Origin of the sequence: Streptomyces sp. NPDC101110 (assembly GCF_044759525.1) — a bacterium.
In the GTDB taxonomy this organism is placed as follows: Bacteria; Actinomycetota; Actinomycetes; order Streptomycetales; family Streptomycetaceae; genus Streptomyces.
Genome location: NZ_JBIVZM010000004.1, coordinates 217,132 through 232,522 on the forward strand (window position 1 = coordinate 217,132; position 15,391 = coordinate 232,522).

The window sequence follows — 15,391 nt, forward strand, 5'->3', positions numbered from 1 at the left end:
TGTCTCGGATGCGAACCGGACTCGACCCTACCGGCCACCGCCGTGCACACAAGTCCCCCCTTCTCTCGTCACGATTGCGGGCACGACGCGCATCACCGAGCCCGTCAACCGGGAGGTGGGAAGCCCGTGTTCAGCGCTTCGATCGAACGTCTGGCCTTCTTACCTGTTTCACGTGAAACATCCAGCGTCGGTCCATGGCCTGTGCGAGCGGTGACAACTGGCCAAAAGCTCGTACGTCTCCGCTGAAACAGGTGGACGTCAGGGGCTCTTGTCGGACAGCCTGACCTGCGTGCCGACTCCTTCCCTTGCCTCATTGCCCATTCGTCGCCTGACACTGCACGATCACGCCGCCTGCGCCGACTTGTCCGAGGACCGGGGGTGGCCACGGGAGGAGCACAAGTGGAGCTTCCTGCTCGCGGCCGGGCAGGGTTACGGCATCGACGACCCTGAAGGTGGCCTGGTGAGCGCCTGTGTCGTCACCGAGTACGGACCGCAGGACCCTGCCCTTGCCGCGATCGGCATGGTGCTGGTCGCCCAGCGGCATGCTCGGCAGGGCGTGGGACGCCGGCTGATGCGTCATGTCGTCTCGGCCATGGGCTCCACGCCCCTCACGCTGCACGCGACGCCCTACGGCCGGCCCCTCTACGAGGAACTCGGCTTCAAGGTCACCGGACAGGCCGAAATGGTCCTCGGCCACTTCACTCCCGGCGGGCCTGAGCCGAAGGTCGCCACCCGCGCTGCGACCGCCGAGGACCTCACGGCCATCCTCCGTCTCGACGAGCAGGTCTTCGGGAGCGACCGCACGCACATCGTCACCCGACTGCCGGCCTTCGCCGACCAGTTGCGCGTGGCCGAGGAGGACGGACGGATCATCGGGTACGCGGCCTCCTGGCCCAACATGGACACCCAGGTCGTCGGTCCGCTCATCGCACGCGACACCTCGGTGGCCCAGGCACTCATCAGCTCCCTAGCCGCCCACACCGACCGTCCTCTGCGCACCGACATCGACGTGCGGCACGAGGAGCTTCTGACGTGGGTGAAGGAGCGCGGTCTGCAGTCCGTCGCCTTCAACGCGGTGATGACGTACGGCATCACGGAGCTGCCCGGCGACTGGAGCCGACGGTTCGCGCCGGTCACGGTCGCGGCGGGCTGACCGCCTTCGACACGACGACGCCGGCCCCGGGAATCAGGGGCCGGCGTCGTCTCGCAGGAGGGGCCGGTCAGACGAGTGCCTGCACGGCGGTCGTGGCGATGCCGTGATCCTGTTCGGGGGCGCCGCCGCCGACAGCGATCGCGCCGATCAGGCGACCGTCGCGGTGCACCGGCACGCCCCCGGCGATGAACAGCAGCGGCCGGTCGAGGGCGGTCGGCAGCGTGTGGAAGAGACCTCCGGGCTGCACCGCGTCCACCAGGCCGGCGGTGGGCGCGTTCAGCTGGAGGGCCGTGTAGGCCTTGCGGGTGCTGGTCTCGCCGGAGATCAGAACGGCACGGTCGTCCCGCCGGAAAGCCAGCAGATGGCCGCCCGCGTCGCGGACGGTGACGCTGACGGTGACGCCCGCCGACTCGGCGGCACGATGGGCGGCGGCCACGAGGGCGTCGGCGTCCTGGGTGGTGAGCGGGACGACTGCGGTGGTGCTCATGAAGGGGTCTCCTCGAAGACTGACGGTCGTTCGGGCCGTGAGGCCCGTGGGGGCGGTTGCTCAGTGGTGGACGGCAGCTCGCTGTTCGGCTGGAGCGGAGCCCGTGACGACGGTGCTGGGGCCGTCGGCCCGGCGATCCAGGACGGCCGAGACGAAGGCCAGGACCAGGGCACCTGCGGCCAGAGCGGCACCGACCCAGTTGGGCGCGCTGTAGCCGAGGCCCTGCGCGATCACCAGGCCGCCCAGCCAGGCGGAGAGCGCGTTGCCCAGGTTGAAGGCGCCGATGTTCACGGCGGAGGCCAGGGTCGGGGCGTCGTGTGCCTGGTCCAGAACGCGCTTCTGCAACGGCGGCACGGTGGCGAAGCCCAGGCCACCGATCAGCACGACCGTGATCGCCGAGAGCACCTTGTCGTGGGCGGTGACGGTGAACAGGGCGAGGACGACCGCCAGGGCGCCCAGCGAGACGTACAGCATGGGCATCAGGGCGCGGTCGGCGTACCTGCCGCCGACGAGGTTGCCGCCGACCATGCCCAGGCCGAAGAGGACCAGCAGCCAGGTGACGGAGCCGTCGGCGAAGCCCGCGACGTGGGTCATCATCGGCGCGATGTAAGTGATGGCCGCGAAGACACCGCCGAAGCCCAGGACGGTCATGGCCATCGCGAGCAGGACCTGCACGTTCTTGAAGGCGGCCAGCTCGTGCCGCAGCCGTACGCCCTCCACCTTCGGCATGTCGGGGACGAGCCGGGCGATGCCGGCCAGGCCGATGACTCCGAGGGCGGCGACGATGCCGAAGGTCACCCGCCAGCCGACAGACTGTCCGACGAGCGTGCCGAGCGGGACGCCGACGACGTTGGCGACGGTCAGACCGGTGAACATCATCGCGATGGCTCCGGCCTTCTTGTCCGGGGCGACCAGGTCCGCGGCGACGACCGACCCGATGCCGAAGAAGGCGCCGTGGGCCAGTGAGGCGATGATCCGGCCGGTCAGCATGACGGAGAAGGCGGGGGCGAGCGCCGAGAGCAGGTTGCCCGCGATGAACAACCCCATCAGCAGCATCAGCATCCGCTTGCGGGAGATCCTGGTGCCGAGCACGGTCATCAGCGGGGCGCCGAACATGACGCCGAGCGCATAGCCGGTCACCAGATAGCCGGCCGTGGGGATGGAGACCCCGTAGTCACCCGCGACCTCGGGCAGCAGGCCCATGATCACGAATTCCGTCGTTCCGATCCCGAAGGCCCCGATCGCGAGGGCCAGAAGCGCGAGAGGCATGGAGGGGCACCTTCCCAGACGATTGCAGGAGCGCTTTGCGTGCGTTCACAATAGTTGCAGACGCGGGCTATATGCAACCGCCGTCAATTGCGGAGCTGCTCTATCCTGGGTGTCAGCCGCTCCGGGACGGAGGAAACGCCAATGACAGCGACGGACCCCGCGCTCACCGCTCTCGCCCAGAGCTGGTGCGCCCTCTCCCTGCTGCACGGGAGGATCGAGGCCCACATCGAGCGCGCTCTGCAGGCCGGTCACGACCTCAGCGCGCGCGAGTACTCCCTGCTGGACGTGCTCAGCCGACAGCACGACGGGGACGGGGGACATCTGCAGATGAAGCAGGTCGCCGACGCGGTCGTCCTCAGCCAGAGCGCCACCACACGCCTGGTCACCCGGCTGGAAGACCGGGGGCTTCTGGAGCGCTACCTGTGTCCCACCGACCGCCGGGGCATCTACACGAACGTCACCGCGGCGGGCCTCGAGTTGCTGGAGGCCGCGCGTCCGACCAATGACGCCGCCCTGCGCGAGGCCCTCGACCAAGCGGCGAAGAACCCGGAGCTGGCACCACTGGTGCGAGTCGTGGAGACGCTGAAGGCTCCGGTGCCCGCATAGGGCGCTCTATTCAGTCCGCAGAGGCCCTCGGGCGGCAACGCCGCTTCGTAAGGTACGTCCATGGGAGATCTTGAAATACGTGCTGCCGTGGCCGGCGACGTCCCCGCGATCGTCGCCATGCTCGCGGACGACCCACTGGGTGCACAGCGCGAGTCACCGGACGACCTCAACCCGTACCTGGCCGCTCTGGAGCGGCTCAGCGCCGACCCCAACCAGCGTCTGGTCGTGGCGGCCAGGGAGGGCAAGGTCGTCGGCACGCTCCAGCTCACGATCGTTCCCGGCCTTTCCCGGCGCGGCGCCACCAGGTCGATCATTGAAGGCGTCCGCATTCACGCGGACGAGCGCGGCAGTGGCCTGGGAACCCAGCTCATCGAGTGGGCGATCGAGGAGTCCCGGAGCCTGGAGTGCCGACTGGTCCAGCTGACCTCCGACAAGACCCGCACCGACGCCCACCGCTTCTACGAGCGGCTGGGGTTCACGGCTTCCCATACGGGCTTCAAGCTCCCGTTGTGACCGAGATGCGCGGGCGCGCTGTTTCACGTGAAACAGGGCGCCCGCGCAGGTAGTCGTCTACCCGATTCCGCGCCACCCCTCGGGATCGACACCACCCGGCACAGGAGCGCCTTCGTCGTACGGCTGACGCGTGAAGACGAACGAACCGAGGTCCAGGTGGCTCACGGCTCCGTCAGGCCGCCGTACGGCCTGCAGCAGTTCGCCGGCGTAGTAGCCCTCCAGTCCCGTCCACGTGCCGTCACCGTTCGGGCGGAACCGCGAGCGACGGCCTCCACCGGTCAACGGCCCCAGCGAGACGAGCCCGTCCGCCGTGAGGCGCAGGGCGAAGGCGTGCGTCCCCCAGTACCACTGCCCCGCCAGCTCCAGCAGCGACGGGGCGACCTCACGGAGCGGCTTCCACGGGGCGGGGATGCGCGGCTCCGCCTCGGCGACGATGCGGACCAGATCGGCCGCGACAGGGAACAGCAGCGGCCCTGAGGTGGAGTTGGCCAGGGTGACCGCCGCCACGTCGTCCTCGGCGCTGATCATGAGGCAGGCGAGGAAGCCCGGTAGCGAACCGGTGTGGCCGACGAGGGAGCGCCCGTTCCGACGCCGGATCTCCATACCGAGGCAGTAGGCATAACCGCTCGCCACGTCCGCCGCCTCGTGAGCCGCGGCCGGTGTCCTCATCTCTCGCAGCGACTCGGCGCTCAGCACCCGATCGTCGCCGTTGAGCAGGAAGGCGGCGAAACGCGCCAAGTCACCTCCCGTAGACCACAGTTGACCGGCAGGAGCCATACGCCCCAGATCCTCAGTGGGCTCGGGAAGCATCACGTCGGCCCAGGGATGCACGGCCCAGCCCCCCGCGTGGGGGGCCGCAGGCCGCACGCTCGTGCGATGCAGCCCCAGAGGTTCGAGCACCTCGCGCCGCAGGACCTCCTCCCAGGAAGCCCCACGGAGCTTCTCGATGAGAGCGCCGAGCAGGGCGTAGCCCGGATTGGAGTAGTGGAATCGCCGCCCCGGCGGGGTCAGAAGAGGGCGGTCGCCGAGGACGTCGGCGAGTTCGGGCCGCAGGTCCCCGGGGCTTCGCTCCCACCATGGGCCCGGCGTCTCGGCCGGCAGCCCTCCCGTATGCGCGAGGAGTTCGGCGATGGTCGCCTCCCCCACGCCGGTGCCCGGCAGATGCTTCTCAAGCGGGTCCTCGAGATCGAGTGCGCCCTCGTCGCGCAACCGCAGCACGAGAACCGCTGTGAAGGTCTTGGTGATCGAGCCGATCCGGTACTGCACGTTCTCGTCCGGCGCGTGCCCTTCCACCGAGGTCCGTGCGCCGGTCCAAACCGTCGTGCCGTCTCGTACGACGGCCGCGACGAGCGACGGGGTCCGGCCCTCGGCCTGCGCGACGGCGATGCGGTGCAGCAGAGCGCGACGTGTGCCGGGAAGCAGCTCTCCCTGAAATGTCGTCATGGGCACAGTCCACCTGGCCCGGTGTCCCCCAGTCGAGCACATTCGGGGGCTGGGCCTGTGAGAGCCGGGCTGGATCAGGTCTGCGCCATGTCCACGAAGCGCGAGTAGTGCCCCTGGAAGGCGACGGTGATGGTCGCCGTCGGACCGTTTCGGTGCTTGCCCACGATGATGTCCGCCTCGCCCGCACGGGGCGACTCCTTCTCGTACGCGTCCTCGCGGTGCAGAAGGATCACCATGTCGGCGTCCTGCTCGATGGAGCCCGACTCACGCAGGTCGGACACCATCGGCTTCTTGTCCGTGCGCTGCTCGGGACCACGGTTGAGCTGGGAGAGGGCGATCACCGGAACTTCCAGCTCCTTGGCCAGGAGCTTGAGGTTACGGGACATGTCCGAGACTTCCTGCTGACGGCTTTCGGCGCGCTTGGATCCCCCGGACTGCATCAGCTGCAGATAGTCGATGATCACCAGCCTGATGTCGTTGCGCTGCTTCAGCCGACGGCACTTCGCGCGGATCTCCATCATCGACAGGTTCGGGGAGTCGTCGATGTACAGAGGTGCGGAGGAGACCTCGGGCATCCGGCGCGCCAGACGCGTCCAGTCCTCGTCCGTCATGGTGCCGGACCGCATGTGGTGAAGGGCGACGCGGGCCTCCGCGGACAGCAGACGCATCGCGATCTCGTTGCGCCCCATTTCCAGGGAGAAGATGACGCTCGGCAGGTTGTGCTTGATCGACGCGGCCCGGGCGAAGTCGAGGGCCAGCGTCGACTTGCCCATGGCGGGGCGGGCCGCGATGACGATCATCTGGCCCGGGTGCAGACCGTTGGTGAGCGAGTCGAAGTCGGTGAACCCGGTGGGCACGCCGGTCATCTCGCCGCTGCGCGAGCCGATCGCCTCGATCTCGTCGAGCGCGCCCTCCATGATGTCGCCGAGCGGGAGGTAGTCCTCACTGGTGCGCTGCTCGGTGACCGCGTAGACCTCTGCCTGGGCGCGGTTGACGATCTCGTCGACGTCGTCGTCGGCCGCGTATCCCATCTGCGTGATGCGGGTGCCGGCCTCGACCAGGCGGCGAAGAACGGCCCGTTCGTGAACGATCTCCGCGTAGTACGCCGCGTTGGCGGCCGTCGGCACCGTCTGGACGAGGGTGTGCAGGTACGAGGCGCCGCCGACCTTGTTGATCTCGCCGCGCTTGGTGAGCTCGGCCGCGATCGTGATGGGGTCGGCCGGCTCGCCCTTGGCGTAGACGTCGAGGACGGCCTGGTAGATCGTCTCGTGGGCCGGCTTGTAGAAGTCGTGGCCCTTGAGGATCTCCACGACGTCGGCGATGGCGTCCTTGGACAGGAGCATGCCGCCGAGGACGGACTGCTCGGCGTCGATGTCCTGCGGCGGTACCCGCTCGAACGACGGGGACGATCCGCCGTCCCAGGCTCCGTTGTCCCTGCCGCGCTCGTGCTGTTCGTCGCGGCCCCGGGCTCCGTCGTCCCGTCGGCGGGAGGCGGGCAGACGATCACTGGGACCGCTGTCGGCCCACGGGTCGTCCAAGGGCTCGGAAATGCTCACCGAGCCACCTCCTCCCGTCCGCCGAAGCAGACCTAGCCGTGCCCCTCTTTTCTACGGCACGGCACTGACAAATAAGAGGCCCAACTCCGGTTGGCACGCGCCGGTTTTGTGGCGTTCTGAAAACCGGCGGACGGAGCGGGCGCCGGACCACCGTAGGCCTGTCGGCACCGTCAGCCAATCTGGTTATCCACAGGCCATGTGGACGACGGCCCAGATGCTGTGGAGAACTCCGCGAAACCTGTGCACGAGCCGGTGGACAGGCCTGTGAACAAGCGACACCCGTCGGCGAAGAAGACCCCCTGACCTGCACTTTCACCGTCCACGGGCTGTGCAGAAGAAAAACTTTCCCAACCGGCCCAAGATCACCTCGAACAGGGCACGGCAGTGCGCACGCCAGGACGCAGAGTAAGGGCCGTAAGGCCTTTGCATCTCTTACCTGTGGACGATTAGATTGGTGCACATGACACAGGCCCCCGCGCGCCGTCCCACCGGCCGGAGACAGCACGACCGAGAGATCATCGCGTTGGCCGTGCCGGCCTTCGGAGCCTTGGTCGCCGAGCCTCTCTTCCTGATGGCCGACACCGCCATCGTGGGTCATCTGGGTACGGCCCAACTCGCCGGTCTCGGCGTCGCCTCCGCCCTGCTGATGACTGCCGTGAGCGTCTTCGTCTTCCTCGCCTACGCCACAACGGCCGCCGTGGCACGCCGTGTCGGCGCGGGCGACCTCCAAGCCGCCATCCGACAGGGCATGGACGGCATCTGGCTGGCCCTGCTCCTCGGTGCCGCCGTCATCGCAGTGGCGTTGCCGACAGCCCCCCACCTCGTGGACCTGTTCGGCGCCTCGGACGCGGCAACTCCTCACGCGATCACGTATCTGCGCATTTCTGTGCTCGGCATACCCGCCATGCTCGTGGTCCTGGCCGCGACGGGTGTCCTGCGCGGATTGCAGGACACCCGCACCCCGCTCTATGTCGCCATCGCGGGCTTCGTCGCCAACGGCGTCCTCAACGCCGGCCTGGTCTACGGGGCCGGTCTGGGGATCGCCGGTTCCGCGTGGGGCACCGTCATCGCCCAGTGCGGCATGGCCGCGGTCTATCTCGTGGTGGTTCTGCGCGGAGCACACAAGCACGGGGCCTCACTGCGCCCGGATGCCGCCGGGATCAGGGCCTCCGCTCAAGCCGGCGTACCCCTGCTGGTGCGCACTCTCTCGCTGCGGGCCATCTTGATGATCGCCACGGCGGTCGCCGCCCGTCTGGGAGATGCCGACATAGCTGCCCACCAGATCATTCTCTCGCTGTGGAGCCTGCTGGCGTTCGCCCTCGATGCCATCGCCATCGCGGGACAGGCCATCATCGGGCGCTATCTCGGAGCCGGTGACGCCCAGGGCGCCCGGGACGCGTGCCGTCGCATGGTGGAGTGGGGCATCGCCGTCGGCGTCGTCCTCGGCGCTCTGGTGGTTCTCACCCGACCGGCCTTCCTGCCCTTGTTCACCAGCGACCCAGCCGTGACGGACGTGGCGCTGCCTGCCCTGATCATCGTCGCCCTCTCACAGCCGATCTCCGGAATCGTCTTCGTCCTGGACGGCGTATTGATGGGCGCCGGCGACGGCCCGTATCTCGCCTGGGCCATGCTGCTCACCCTGGCGGTGTTCACACCGGCCGCGGTCCTGGTCCCGGTACTGGGCGGCGGCCTGACCGCCCTCTGGGCCACGATGACGCTGATGATGACCGTTCGAATGCTGACCCTGTGGCTCCGCACCCGCTCGGGGCGCTGGATCGTGACAGGTGCAACCCGCTGACCCTGTACTTAGAGCGCTGTCTGTTTCACGTGGAACGCTCTGTGTTTCACGTGAAACAGGGGATGCTCCACAGAAACACCGTGTTTCACGTGAAACATGGCCTCGCTCGACAGGGCCGCCCGGGAGACACGAAGGGGCCGCACCCCACAGGGTGCGGCCCCTTCGCTCACTGCCTCAGCGAGCGCGGCACTCAGGCCGCGACGACCTCGATGTTGACCTTGGCGGCAACCTCGGGGTGCAGACGGACGGACGTCTCGTGAGCGCCCAGCGTCTTGATCGGCGAGCCGAGCTCGATGCGGCGCTTGTCGACCTCGGGGCCACCGGAAGCCTTGATCGCGGAAGCGATGTCGGCCGGGGTGACGGAACCGAAGAGACGACCGGCGTCGCCGGAGCGGACGGCCAGACGGACCTTGACGCCCTCGAGCTGGGCCTTCACGGCGTTGGCCTGCTCGATGGTCTGGATCTCGTGGATCTTGCGAGCACGACGGATCTGCTCGACGTCCTTCTCGCCACCCTTGGTCCAGCGGATAGCGAACTTCCGCGGGATCAGGTAGTTGCGAGCGTAACCGTCCTTGACGTCGACGACGTCGCCCGCGGCACCGAGGCCGGAGACCTCGTGGGTGAGGATGATCTTCATGTGTCGGTCACCCTTCCCTTATCGCGCGGTGGACGTGTAGGGCAGCAGCGCCATCTCACGGCTGTTCTTCACGGCCGTGGCGACGTCACGCTGGTGCTGCGTGCAGTTGCCGGTCACGCGGCGGGCACGGATCTTGCCGCGGTCGGAAATGAACTTCCGCAGCATGTTCGTGTCCTTGTAGTCCACGTACGTGACCTTGTCCTTGCAGAAAGCGCAGACCTTCTTCTTCGGCTTGCGCACAGGCGGCTTCGCCATGGTGTTTCTCCTGTGTGATCAAGAAGTGTGGGTGCGAGCCCGCCCTTAGAAGGGGGGCTCGTCCGAGTAGCCGCCACCGCCGCCGCCGGAGTTTCCACCCCAGCCGCCGCCACCGCCCTGGTTGCCACCGGCGGGAGCGCCGGTGGCCCACGGGTCGTCGGCGGGAGCGCCGCCGCCCTGCTGACCGCCACCGGGGCCGCCGCCCCAGCCGCCGCCACCCTGGCCGCCGCCACCGCCGTAGCCGCCCTGGCCACCCTGTCCGCCGCGGCCGGTGGTCTTGGTGACCTTGGCCGTGGCGTTGCGCAGGCTGGCGCCGACTTCCTCGACGTCCAGCTCGTAGACCGTGCGCTTGACACCCTCACGGTCCTCGTAGGACCGCTGCTTCAGCCGGCCCTGCACGATGACGCGCATGCCTCGCTGGAGCGACTCGGCGACGTTCTCCGCCGCCTGACGCCAGACCGAGCAGGTCAGGAAGAGGCTCTCGCCGTCCTTCCACTCGTTCGTCTGGCGGTCGAAGGTGCGGGGGGTGGACGCGACACGGAACTTCGCGACCGCCGCACCGGAGGGGGTGAAGCGCAGCTCGGGGTCGTCGACAAGATTGCCGACGACCGTGATGACGGTCTCGCCTGCCATGGGGGAACCTCTCGGCGGGTTTGCTCTGGCTGCTTGCTACTCGAATCCCGGAATCAGCTGAGCCGGGAAGCTCAGTGGGTCTCGGGACGGAGGACCTTGGTCCGGAGGACCGACTCGTTCAGGTTCATCTGGCGGTCGAGCTCCTTGACGACCGCAGGCTCGGCCTGCAGGTCGATGACCGAGTAGATGCCCTCGGGCTTCTTCTTGATCTCGTACGCGAGACGACGACGGCCCCAGGTGTCGACCTTCTCGACCTTTCCGCCGCCGTCACGGACGACAGAGAGGAAGTTCTCGATCAGCGGAGAGACAGCGCGCTCCTCGACCTCGGGGTCGAGGATGACCATCACCTCGTAGTGACGCATGTGGAACCCACCTCCTTTGGACTCAGCGGCCACGGTCGTTCCGTGGCAGGAGGGTTGTGATGCGTAGGCAACGGTATCGGCCACCACTGACAATCGGGGTTCTGAAGAGAAGCCCCTGCCATGACGTGGGCAGACACCGGTGCGGACGCTACAGAGTACCCGCACAGCGGCTTGCGGTTGAAATCCGGCCGTCAGGGCAGCCAATCTGTACACATCGGGTGTGTATGGCGCTACGATGCGCCGACTTTCGCAGGAGGTGCCCTATGGCACAGGCATTGCGACCCAACACCGGTGGCGGCCTCTTCGCCACGGACGGCAAGCCCCATCCCCTCCAGGACGCCCTGCTCGCGGTGACCCTGGTACTGGGCCTCTTGTCGTTCCTCACGGCGATCATCGAGGAAGACCTGCATCTGCTCAGCTCCTGGGCGGGCCTGGTGGGCATCCTCACGGGTGCGTACGGCCAGTGGATCTCGGAGACGACCCGGGAGCGCTTCGGTCTCATCCTCGGCCTGGGCGCATCGGGCGTCGGGTTCTTCCTGGGCATGGCGCACGGCGGCCTCATCGGCTGACGCCAGGGACACCTCCACATCCGAAGACCGGATCACGCCCCGGTCGGCCTCGGGCCGGGGCGTGGGCCCCGTACGCCCAACCGGCGCGCTCCCAAGGCGCAGTAGGCTTCGCGCGAGAGCCGGAGCCCCTGACCCCATGGGGACACACCAGCCCGAGGAGCGCCCCGAAATGAGCCTGACCCTGAGGACCATCAGTCGCGAGCAGCATCTGGCGTACATCCAGAGCCTGCCGTCGGCGAGCCACATGCAGGTCCCGGCCTGGGCTGACGTCAAGGCGGAGTGGCGCTCCGAGAACCTCGGCTGGTTCGACGACCGCACCGGCGAGATGGTCGGCGCGGGTCTGGTCCTCTACCGGCAGCTTCCCAAGATCAAGCGCTACCTCGCCTACCTGCCCGAGGGCCCGGTCATCAACTGGTTCGCGCCGAACTTGCAGGAATGGCTCGAACCGATGCTGGCGCACCTGAAGCAGCAGGGGGCCTTCTCCGTGAAGATGGGGCCTCCGGTGATCATCCGGCGCTGGGAGGCCCCGTCGATCAAGCAGGGCATTCAGAACCCGGACGTCAAGCGCCTCCGTGACATCGAGGCCGACCACATCGAGCCGCGTGCCTTCGAGGTGGCCGACAAGCTCCGCCGCATGGGCTGGCAGCAGGGTGAGGACGGCGGCGCCGGCTTCGGTGACGTCCAGCCGCGCTACGTGTACCAGGTGCCGCTGGCGAATCGTTCCCTGGAAGAGGTCCACAAGAACTTCAACCAGCTGTGGCGCCGCAACATCAAGAAAGCCGAGAAGGCCGGCGTGGAGGTCGTCCAGGGCGGCTACCAGGACCTCGAGGAATGGCAGCGGCTGTACGAGATCACGGCCGTGCGCGACCACTTCCGGCCGCGCCCGCTGTCGTACTTCCAGCGCATGTGGACGGCCCTCAACACCGAGGACCCCAACCGCATGCGGCTGTACTTCGCCCGGCACAACGGCGTGAACCTGTCGGCGGCGACCATGCTGATCGTCGGCGGGCACGTCTGGTACTCCTACGGGGCCTCCGACAACATCGGCCGCGAGGTGCGGCCCTCGAACGCGATGCAGTGGCGGATGCTGCGCGACGCCTACGCGCTCGGTGCCACCGTCTACGACCTGCGGGGCATCTCCGACTCGCTGGACGAGACCGACCACCTCTTCGGTCTGATCCAGTTCAAGGTGGGTACCGGCGGCCAGGCGGCCGAATACCTCGGCGAGTGGGACTTCCCGCTGAACAAGCTGCTGCACAAGGCGCTCGACATCTACATGTCGCGCCGCTGATGTCCCGTTCAGTGCTTCTATACCTCTGATACACGGCAACCGCCGATACACGGCACCGCGAGAAAGGTTCCAGGTCCGGCCATGGCGCTCACGCTCTACGTCGACACCGCGCGCTGGCGTGCGCACCACAAGCACGTACAGGAGCAGTTCCCGGGCCTCGTGCCGGTCTGCAAGGGCAACGGCTACGGCTTCGGGCACGAGCGGCTGGCGGAGGAGGCCACGCGGCTGGGCTCGGACGTCCTGGCCGTCGGCACGACCTACGAGGCCGCCCGGATCAAGGACTGGTTCGGCGGGGACCTGCTGGTGCTGACGCCGTACCGGCGCGGCGAGGAGCCGGTGCCGCTGCCGGACCGGGTCATCCGCTCCGTCTCGTCGATAGACGGTGTCTACGGTCTGGTCGGTGCGCGCGTCGTCATCGAGGTGATGTCCTCGATGAAGCGGCACGGCATCGGCGAGCAGGACCTGGCCCAGCTGCACGCGGCCATCGAGAACGTCCGCCTCGAAGGCTTCGCCATCCACCTCCCGCTGGACCGGACCGACGGCTCGGACGCCGTCGAGGAGGTCATCGGCTGGATGGACCGGCTGCGTGCCGCCCGGCTGCCCCTGCACACCATGTTCGTCAGCCACCTCAAGGCCGAGGACCTCGCCCGGCTCCAGCAGCAGTTCCCGCAGACCCGCTTCCGGGCCCGCATCGGCACGCGGCTGTGGCTGGGAGACCACGACGCCACCGAGTACCGCGGGGCGGTCCTGGACGTCACACGCGTCGCCAAGGGGGACCGTTTCGGCTATCGGCAGCAGAAGGCGGCCTCGGACGGCTTCCTGGTGGTCGTGGCGGGCGGCACGTCGCACGGAGTGGGCCTGGAGGCTCCCAAGGCGCTGCACGGCGTCATGCCACGCGCCAAGGGAGTCGCCCGCGCCGGTCTCGCGACGGTGAACCGGAACCTCTCTCCGTTCGTCTGGGGCGGCAAGCAGCGCTGGTTCGCGGAGCCGCCGCACATGCAGGTCTCGATCCTCTTCGTACCGGCGGACGCGCCGGAGCCGACGGTCGGTGAGGAACTGGTCGCCCATCTGCGCCACACCACCACGCAGTTCGACCGGATCGTGGACCGCTGACCGTCGCGAGAGACCGTCGCACGAAGCGCAGCAAGAAGGCCGTACACGGTGCCCCGTGTACGGCCTTCTGCGTTCCCGGGCCACGGCGTCCCGGGGGAGGTTCGCTCAGAGCGAACCTCCCGTGGCACGGGGCCCGCCCCACTCGACCGGCGTCCCGTCGAACTCGGCGGTCACGTGCTGCCGGGGTCGGGCTGCCGGGCCGAGGACGAAGACGTCGTCGGCCCCGTCGAGGACACCGCCCGAGGGATCGTCGTCACCGGACCGGCGCACCGGATCCCGGTCCGGCATGAAGATGTCGCGCACGACCATCACGCACAGGTACAACGTCCCCAGCAGATGCAGGCCGATGGCCCAGTGGTAGCCGTCGGTGGGCAGTCCCTTGTGAGCTTCTCCGCTGGTCGTGTACGCGAGATACAGCCAGATCCCCAGGAAGTACGCCACCTCGCAGGCCTGCCAGATCAGGAAGTCCCGCCACTTCGGCCGGGCTAGAGCGGCCAGCGGCACCAGCCACAGCACGTACTGCGGCGAGTAGACCTTGTTGGTGAGGATGAAGGCCGCGACGATCAGGAACGCGAGCTGGGCGAACCGTGGGCGGCGCGGGGCGGTCAGTGCGAGCGCCGCGACAGCCGCACAGCACACCAGCATCAGCAGCGTGGCCAGGGTGTTCACGGTGTCGGTGCTGAGCGGGTCGTCCGAGTTCTGCGCCATGATCAGCCAGAAGGAGCCGAAGTCGACGCCCCTCTCCTGGCTGAACGTGTAGAACTTCGACCAGCCTTCGAAGGCGAAGAGCATCACCGGCCCATTCACGACGACCCAGGCGACGATCGCGCCCCCCAACGCCGTCCCGAACTCGCGCCATCTGCCCGCGCGCCAGCACAGCACCATCAGGGGCCCGAGGAGCAGGAAGGGATAGAGCTTGGCGGCCGTGGCAAGCCCCAGCAGGACGCCGAAAGCGAGGGAGCGGCCACGTGACCACATCAGCATCGCCGCGGCGGTCAGAGCGACCGCCAGCAGGTCCCAGTTGATGGTCGCCGTCAGTGCGGCGGCGGGCGCCAGGGCGACGAGCAGGCCGTCCCAGGGGCGCCGGGCGTGGGTACGGGTCACGCAGACGGCGATGACCGACGCGCACACCATGAGCATCCCGGCGTTGACCATCCAGTACCACTGCTCCTGGTCCTGGATGGTGCCGCTGCCGGGCGTGAGCCACGAGGCGGCCTCCATGAAGACACCGGTGAGCACCGGATACTCCAGGTACTCCATGTCGCCGGGGAGCCTGTCGAAGTACGGCACGAGTCCGTCGGCGAAGCCGCGCCCCTGGTAGAGGTGCGGGATGTCCGAGTAGCACGCGTGCGTGTACTGGGAGCTGGCTCCGAAGAACCAGGCGCCGTTGTAGCAGGGCGCCTTCTGGACCAGGCCGAGGGCGAACATGCCGATCGCCACCAGCGCGATCACCCGCACGGGCGTCCACCAGGACGACCCGAGCAGGGCACGGCGCCCGAGCGGACCGCCGATCAGCTCGCTGCCGGCCGCGGCGACCTCGTCCTCCTTGGTCGGCCCCACCGGCTCCCGCTCATGGACGCTCGCTTGCGTCGATTCTGCACTGGGCATGCCGCACATCCTGCCGTACGTGTCCGGGAAAACGCCGAGGGCCGCCGTACCCCGCGGGGACGGCGGCCCTTGTTTCACGTGAAACACCCTCGCGTTTC

General features: G+C 68.4%; 16 protein-coding genes. 7 read left to right on the plus strand and 9 right to left on the minus strand.

What is annotated here, in order from left to right; all coding sequences use genetic code 11:
* The first annotated feature begins 289 nt into the window (after positions 1-289).
* The gene (locus tag ACIQU3_RS10330) at positions 290-1,153 is read left to right on the plus strand and encodes a GNAT family N-acetyltransferase (protein ID WP_403741739.1); all 864 of its coding nucleotides are present in this window, start codon (positions 290-292) and stop codon (positions 1,151-1,153) included.
* A 67-nt stretch (positions 1,154-1,220) separates the two neighbouring features.
* Here the strand turns inward: ACIQU3_RS10330 and ACIQU3_RS10335 are convergent, their stop codons facing one another.
* Both ACIQU3_RS10335 and ACIQU3_RS10340 read right to left on the minus strand, forming a co-directional pair.
* Positions 1,221-1,640: a heme-binding protein gene (locus ACIQU3_RS10335; protein ID WP_403924379.1), complete on the minus strand. Its 420-nt coding sequence runs from the start codon at positions 1,638-1,640 to the stop codon at positions 1,221-1,223.
* Positions 1,641-1,700: 60 nt separating this feature from the next.
* Positions 1,701-2,909: an MFS transporter gene (locus ACIQU3_RS10340; protein ID WP_403924382.1), complete on the minus strand. Its 1,209-nt coding sequence runs from the start codon at positions 2,907-2,909 to the stop codon at positions 1,701-1,703.
* 141 nt (positions 2,910-3,050) lie between these two features.
* Between ACIQU3_RS10340 and ACIQU3_RS10345 the strand changes: the two genes are divergently transcribed.
* Together ACIQU3_RS10345 and ACIQU3_RS10350 are read left to right on the plus strand one after the other, a co-directional pair.
* On the plus strand, positions 3,051-3,515 hold the full coding sequence (locus ACIQU3_RS10345; RefSeq protein ID WP_403741747.1) for a MarR family winged helix-turn-helix transcriptional regulator: 465 nt from the start codon (positions 3,051-3,053) through the stop codon (positions 3,513-3,515).
* Between the two features lie 60 nt (positions 3,516-3,575).
* Complete coding sequence (locus ACIQU3_RS10350; RefSeq protein WP_403741749.1) at positions 3,576-4,028, plus strand: GNAT family N-acetyltransferase; 453 nt, start codon at positions 3,576-3,578, stop codon at positions 4,026-4,028.
* Between the two features lie 57 nt (positions 4,029-4,085).
* Here the strand turns inward: ACIQU3_RS10350 and ACIQU3_RS10355 are convergent, their stop codons facing one another.
* A complete protein-coding gene (locus ACIQU3_RS10355) occupies positions 4,086-5,471 on the minus strand; it encodes a serine hydrolase domain-containing protein (protein ID WP_403741752.1) in 1,386 nt (461 codons plus the stop codon).
* Between the two features lie 74 nt (positions 5,472-5,545).
* On the minus strand, positions 5,546-7,027 hold the full coding sequence (gene dnaB, locus ACIQU3_RS10360) for a replicative DNA helicase (RefSeq protein ID WP_403741755.1): 1,482 nt from the start codon (positions 7,025-7,027) through the stop codon (positions 5,546-5,548).
* 460 nt (positions 7,028-7,487) lie between these two features.
* On the opposite strand from dnaB, the gene ACIQU3_RS10365 reads away from it, so the two are divergent.
* Positions 7,488-8,825 (plus strand): MATE family efflux transporter, encoded by a 1,338-nt coding sequence (locus ACIQU3_RS10365; protein WP_403924385.1) that lies wholly within the window; start codon positions 7,488-7,490, stop codon positions 8,823-8,825.
* 190 nt (positions 8,826-9,015) lie between these two features.
* On the opposite strand, the gene rplI is transcribed toward ACIQU3_RS10365, so the two are convergent.
* The 4 genes from rplI to rpsF form a co-directional block, all read right to left on the minus strand.
* Positions 9,016-9,462, minus strand: coding sequence for a 50S ribosomal protein L9 (gene rplI / locus ACIQU3_RS10370; RefSeq protein ID WP_033309881.1), 447 nt, complete (start codon positions 9,460-9,462; stop codon positions 9,016-9,018).
* Positions 9,463-9,480: 18 nt separating this feature from the next.
* Entirely contained in the window at positions 9,481-9,717 is a 237-nt protein-coding gene (gene rpsR, locus ACIQU3_RS10375) for a 30S ribosomal protein S18 (RefSeq protein WP_003949403.1), read from the minus strand.
* A gap of 45 nt (positions 9,718-9,762) precedes the next feature.
* Positions 9,763-10,350, minus strand: coding sequence for a single-stranded DNA-binding protein (locus tag ACIQU3_RS10380; RefSeq protein ID WP_234750335.1), 588 nt, complete (start codon positions 10,348-10,350; stop codon positions 9,763-9,765).
* Between the two features lie 71 nt (positions 10,351-10,421).
* Complete coding sequence (rpsF, locus tag ACIQU3_RS10385; RefSeq protein WP_030847098.1) at positions 10,422-10,712, minus strand: 30S ribosomal protein S6; 291 nt, start codon at positions 10,710-10,712, stop codon at positions 10,422-10,424.
* 263 nt (positions 10,713-10,975) lie between these two features.
* On the opposite strand from rpsF, the gene ACIQU3_RS10390 reads away from it, so the two are divergent.
* The 3 genes from ACIQU3_RS10390 to ACIQU3_RS10400 all read left to right on the plus strand — a co-directional run bounded on the left by ACIQU3_RS10390 (position 10,976) and on the right by ACIQU3_RS10400 (position 13,685).
* A complete protein-coding gene (locus tag ACIQU3_RS10390; RefSeq protein WP_403741765.1) occupies positions 10,976-11,281 on the plus strand; it encodes a hypothetical protein in 306 nt (101 codons plus the stop codon).
* Positions 11,282-11,450: 169 nt separating this feature from the next.
* Entirely contained in the window at positions 11,451-12,572 is a 1,122-nt protein-coding gene (femX, locus tag ACIQU3_RS10395) for a peptidoglycan bridge formation glycyltransferase FemX (protein ID WP_031137685.1), read from the plus strand.
* An 81-nt stretch (positions 12,573-12,653) separates the two neighbouring features.
* Positions 12,654-13,685, plus strand: a complete 1,032-nt coding sequence (locus ACIQU3_RS10400) for an alanine racemase (protein ID WP_403741769.1) — start codon at positions 12,654-12,656, stop codon at positions 13,683-13,685.
* A gap of 105 nt (positions 13,686-13,790) precedes the next feature.
* Here the strand turns inward: ACIQU3_RS10400 and ACIQU3_RS10405 are convergent, their stop codons facing one another.
* Positions 13,791-15,302, minus strand: a complete 1,512-nt coding sequence (locus tag ACIQU3_RS10405; protein WP_403742034.1) for a glycosyltransferase family 87 protein — start codon at positions 15,300-15,302, stop codon at positions 13,791-13,793.
* Between the last annotated feature and the right edge of the window lie 89 nt (positions 15,303-15,391).

Excerpts from the sequence above, each read along its gene's own strand:
- ACIQU3_RS10335 (WP_403924379.1), bottom strand. The coding sequence starts at position 1,640 with ATGAGCACCACCGCAGTCGTCCCGCTCACCACCCAGGACGCCGACGCC.
- ACIQU3_RS10340 (WP_403924382.1), bottom strand. The coding sequence starts at position 2,909 with ATGCCTCTCGCGCTTCTGGCCCTCGCGATCGGGGCCTTCGGGATCGGA.
- ACIQU3_RS10345 (WP_403741747.1), top strand. The coding sequence starts at position 3,051 with ATGACAGCGACGGACCCCGCGCTCACCGCTCTCGCCCAGAGCTGGTGC.
- ACIQU3_RS10350 (WP_403741749.1), top strand. The coding sequence starts at position 3,576 with ATGGGAGATCTTGAAATACGTGCTGCCGTGGCCGGCGACGTCCCCGCG.
- ACIQU3_RS10355 (WP_403741752.1), bottom strand. The coding sequence starts at position 5,471 with ATGACGACATTTCAGGGAGAGCTGCTTCCCGGCACACGTCGCGCTCTG.
- ACIQU3_RS10365 (WP_403924385.1), top strand. The coding sequence starts at position 7,488 with ATGACACAGGCCCCCGCGCGCCGTCCCACCGGCCGGAGACAGCACGAC.
- rplI (WP_033309881.1), bottom strand. The coding sequence starts at position 9,462 with ATGAAGATCATCCTCACCCACGAGGTCTCCGGCCTCGGTGCCGCGGGC.
- rpsR (WP_003949403.1), bottom strand. The coding sequence starts at position 9,717 with ATGGCGAAGCCGCCTGTGCGCAAGCCGAAGAAGAAGGTCTGCGCTTTC.
- ACIQU3_RS10380 (WP_234750335.1), bottom strand. The coding sequence starts at position 10,350 with ATGGCAGGCGAGACCGTCATCACGGTCGTCGGCAATCTTGTCGACGAC.
- rpsF (WP_030847098.1), bottom strand. The coding sequence starts at position 10,712 with ATGCGTCACTACGAGGTGATGGTCATCCTCGACCCCGAGGTCGAGGAG.
- ACIQU3_RS10390 (WP_403741765.1), top strand. The coding sequence starts at position 10,976 with ATGGCACAGGCATTGCGACCCAACACCGGTGGCGGCCTCTTCGCCACG.
- femX (WP_031137685.1), top strand. The coding sequence starts at position 11,451 with ATGAGCCTGACCCTGAGGACCATCAGTCGCGAGCAGCATCTGGCGTAC.
- ACIQU3_RS10400 (WP_403741769.1), top strand. The coding sequence starts at position 12,654 with ATGGCGCTCACGCTCTACGTCGACACCGCGCGCTGGCGTGCGCACCAC.
- ACIQU3_RS10405 (WP_403742034.1), bottom strand. The coding sequence starts at position 15,302 with ATGTGCGGCATGCCCAGTGCAGAATCGACGCAAGCGAGCGTCCATGAG.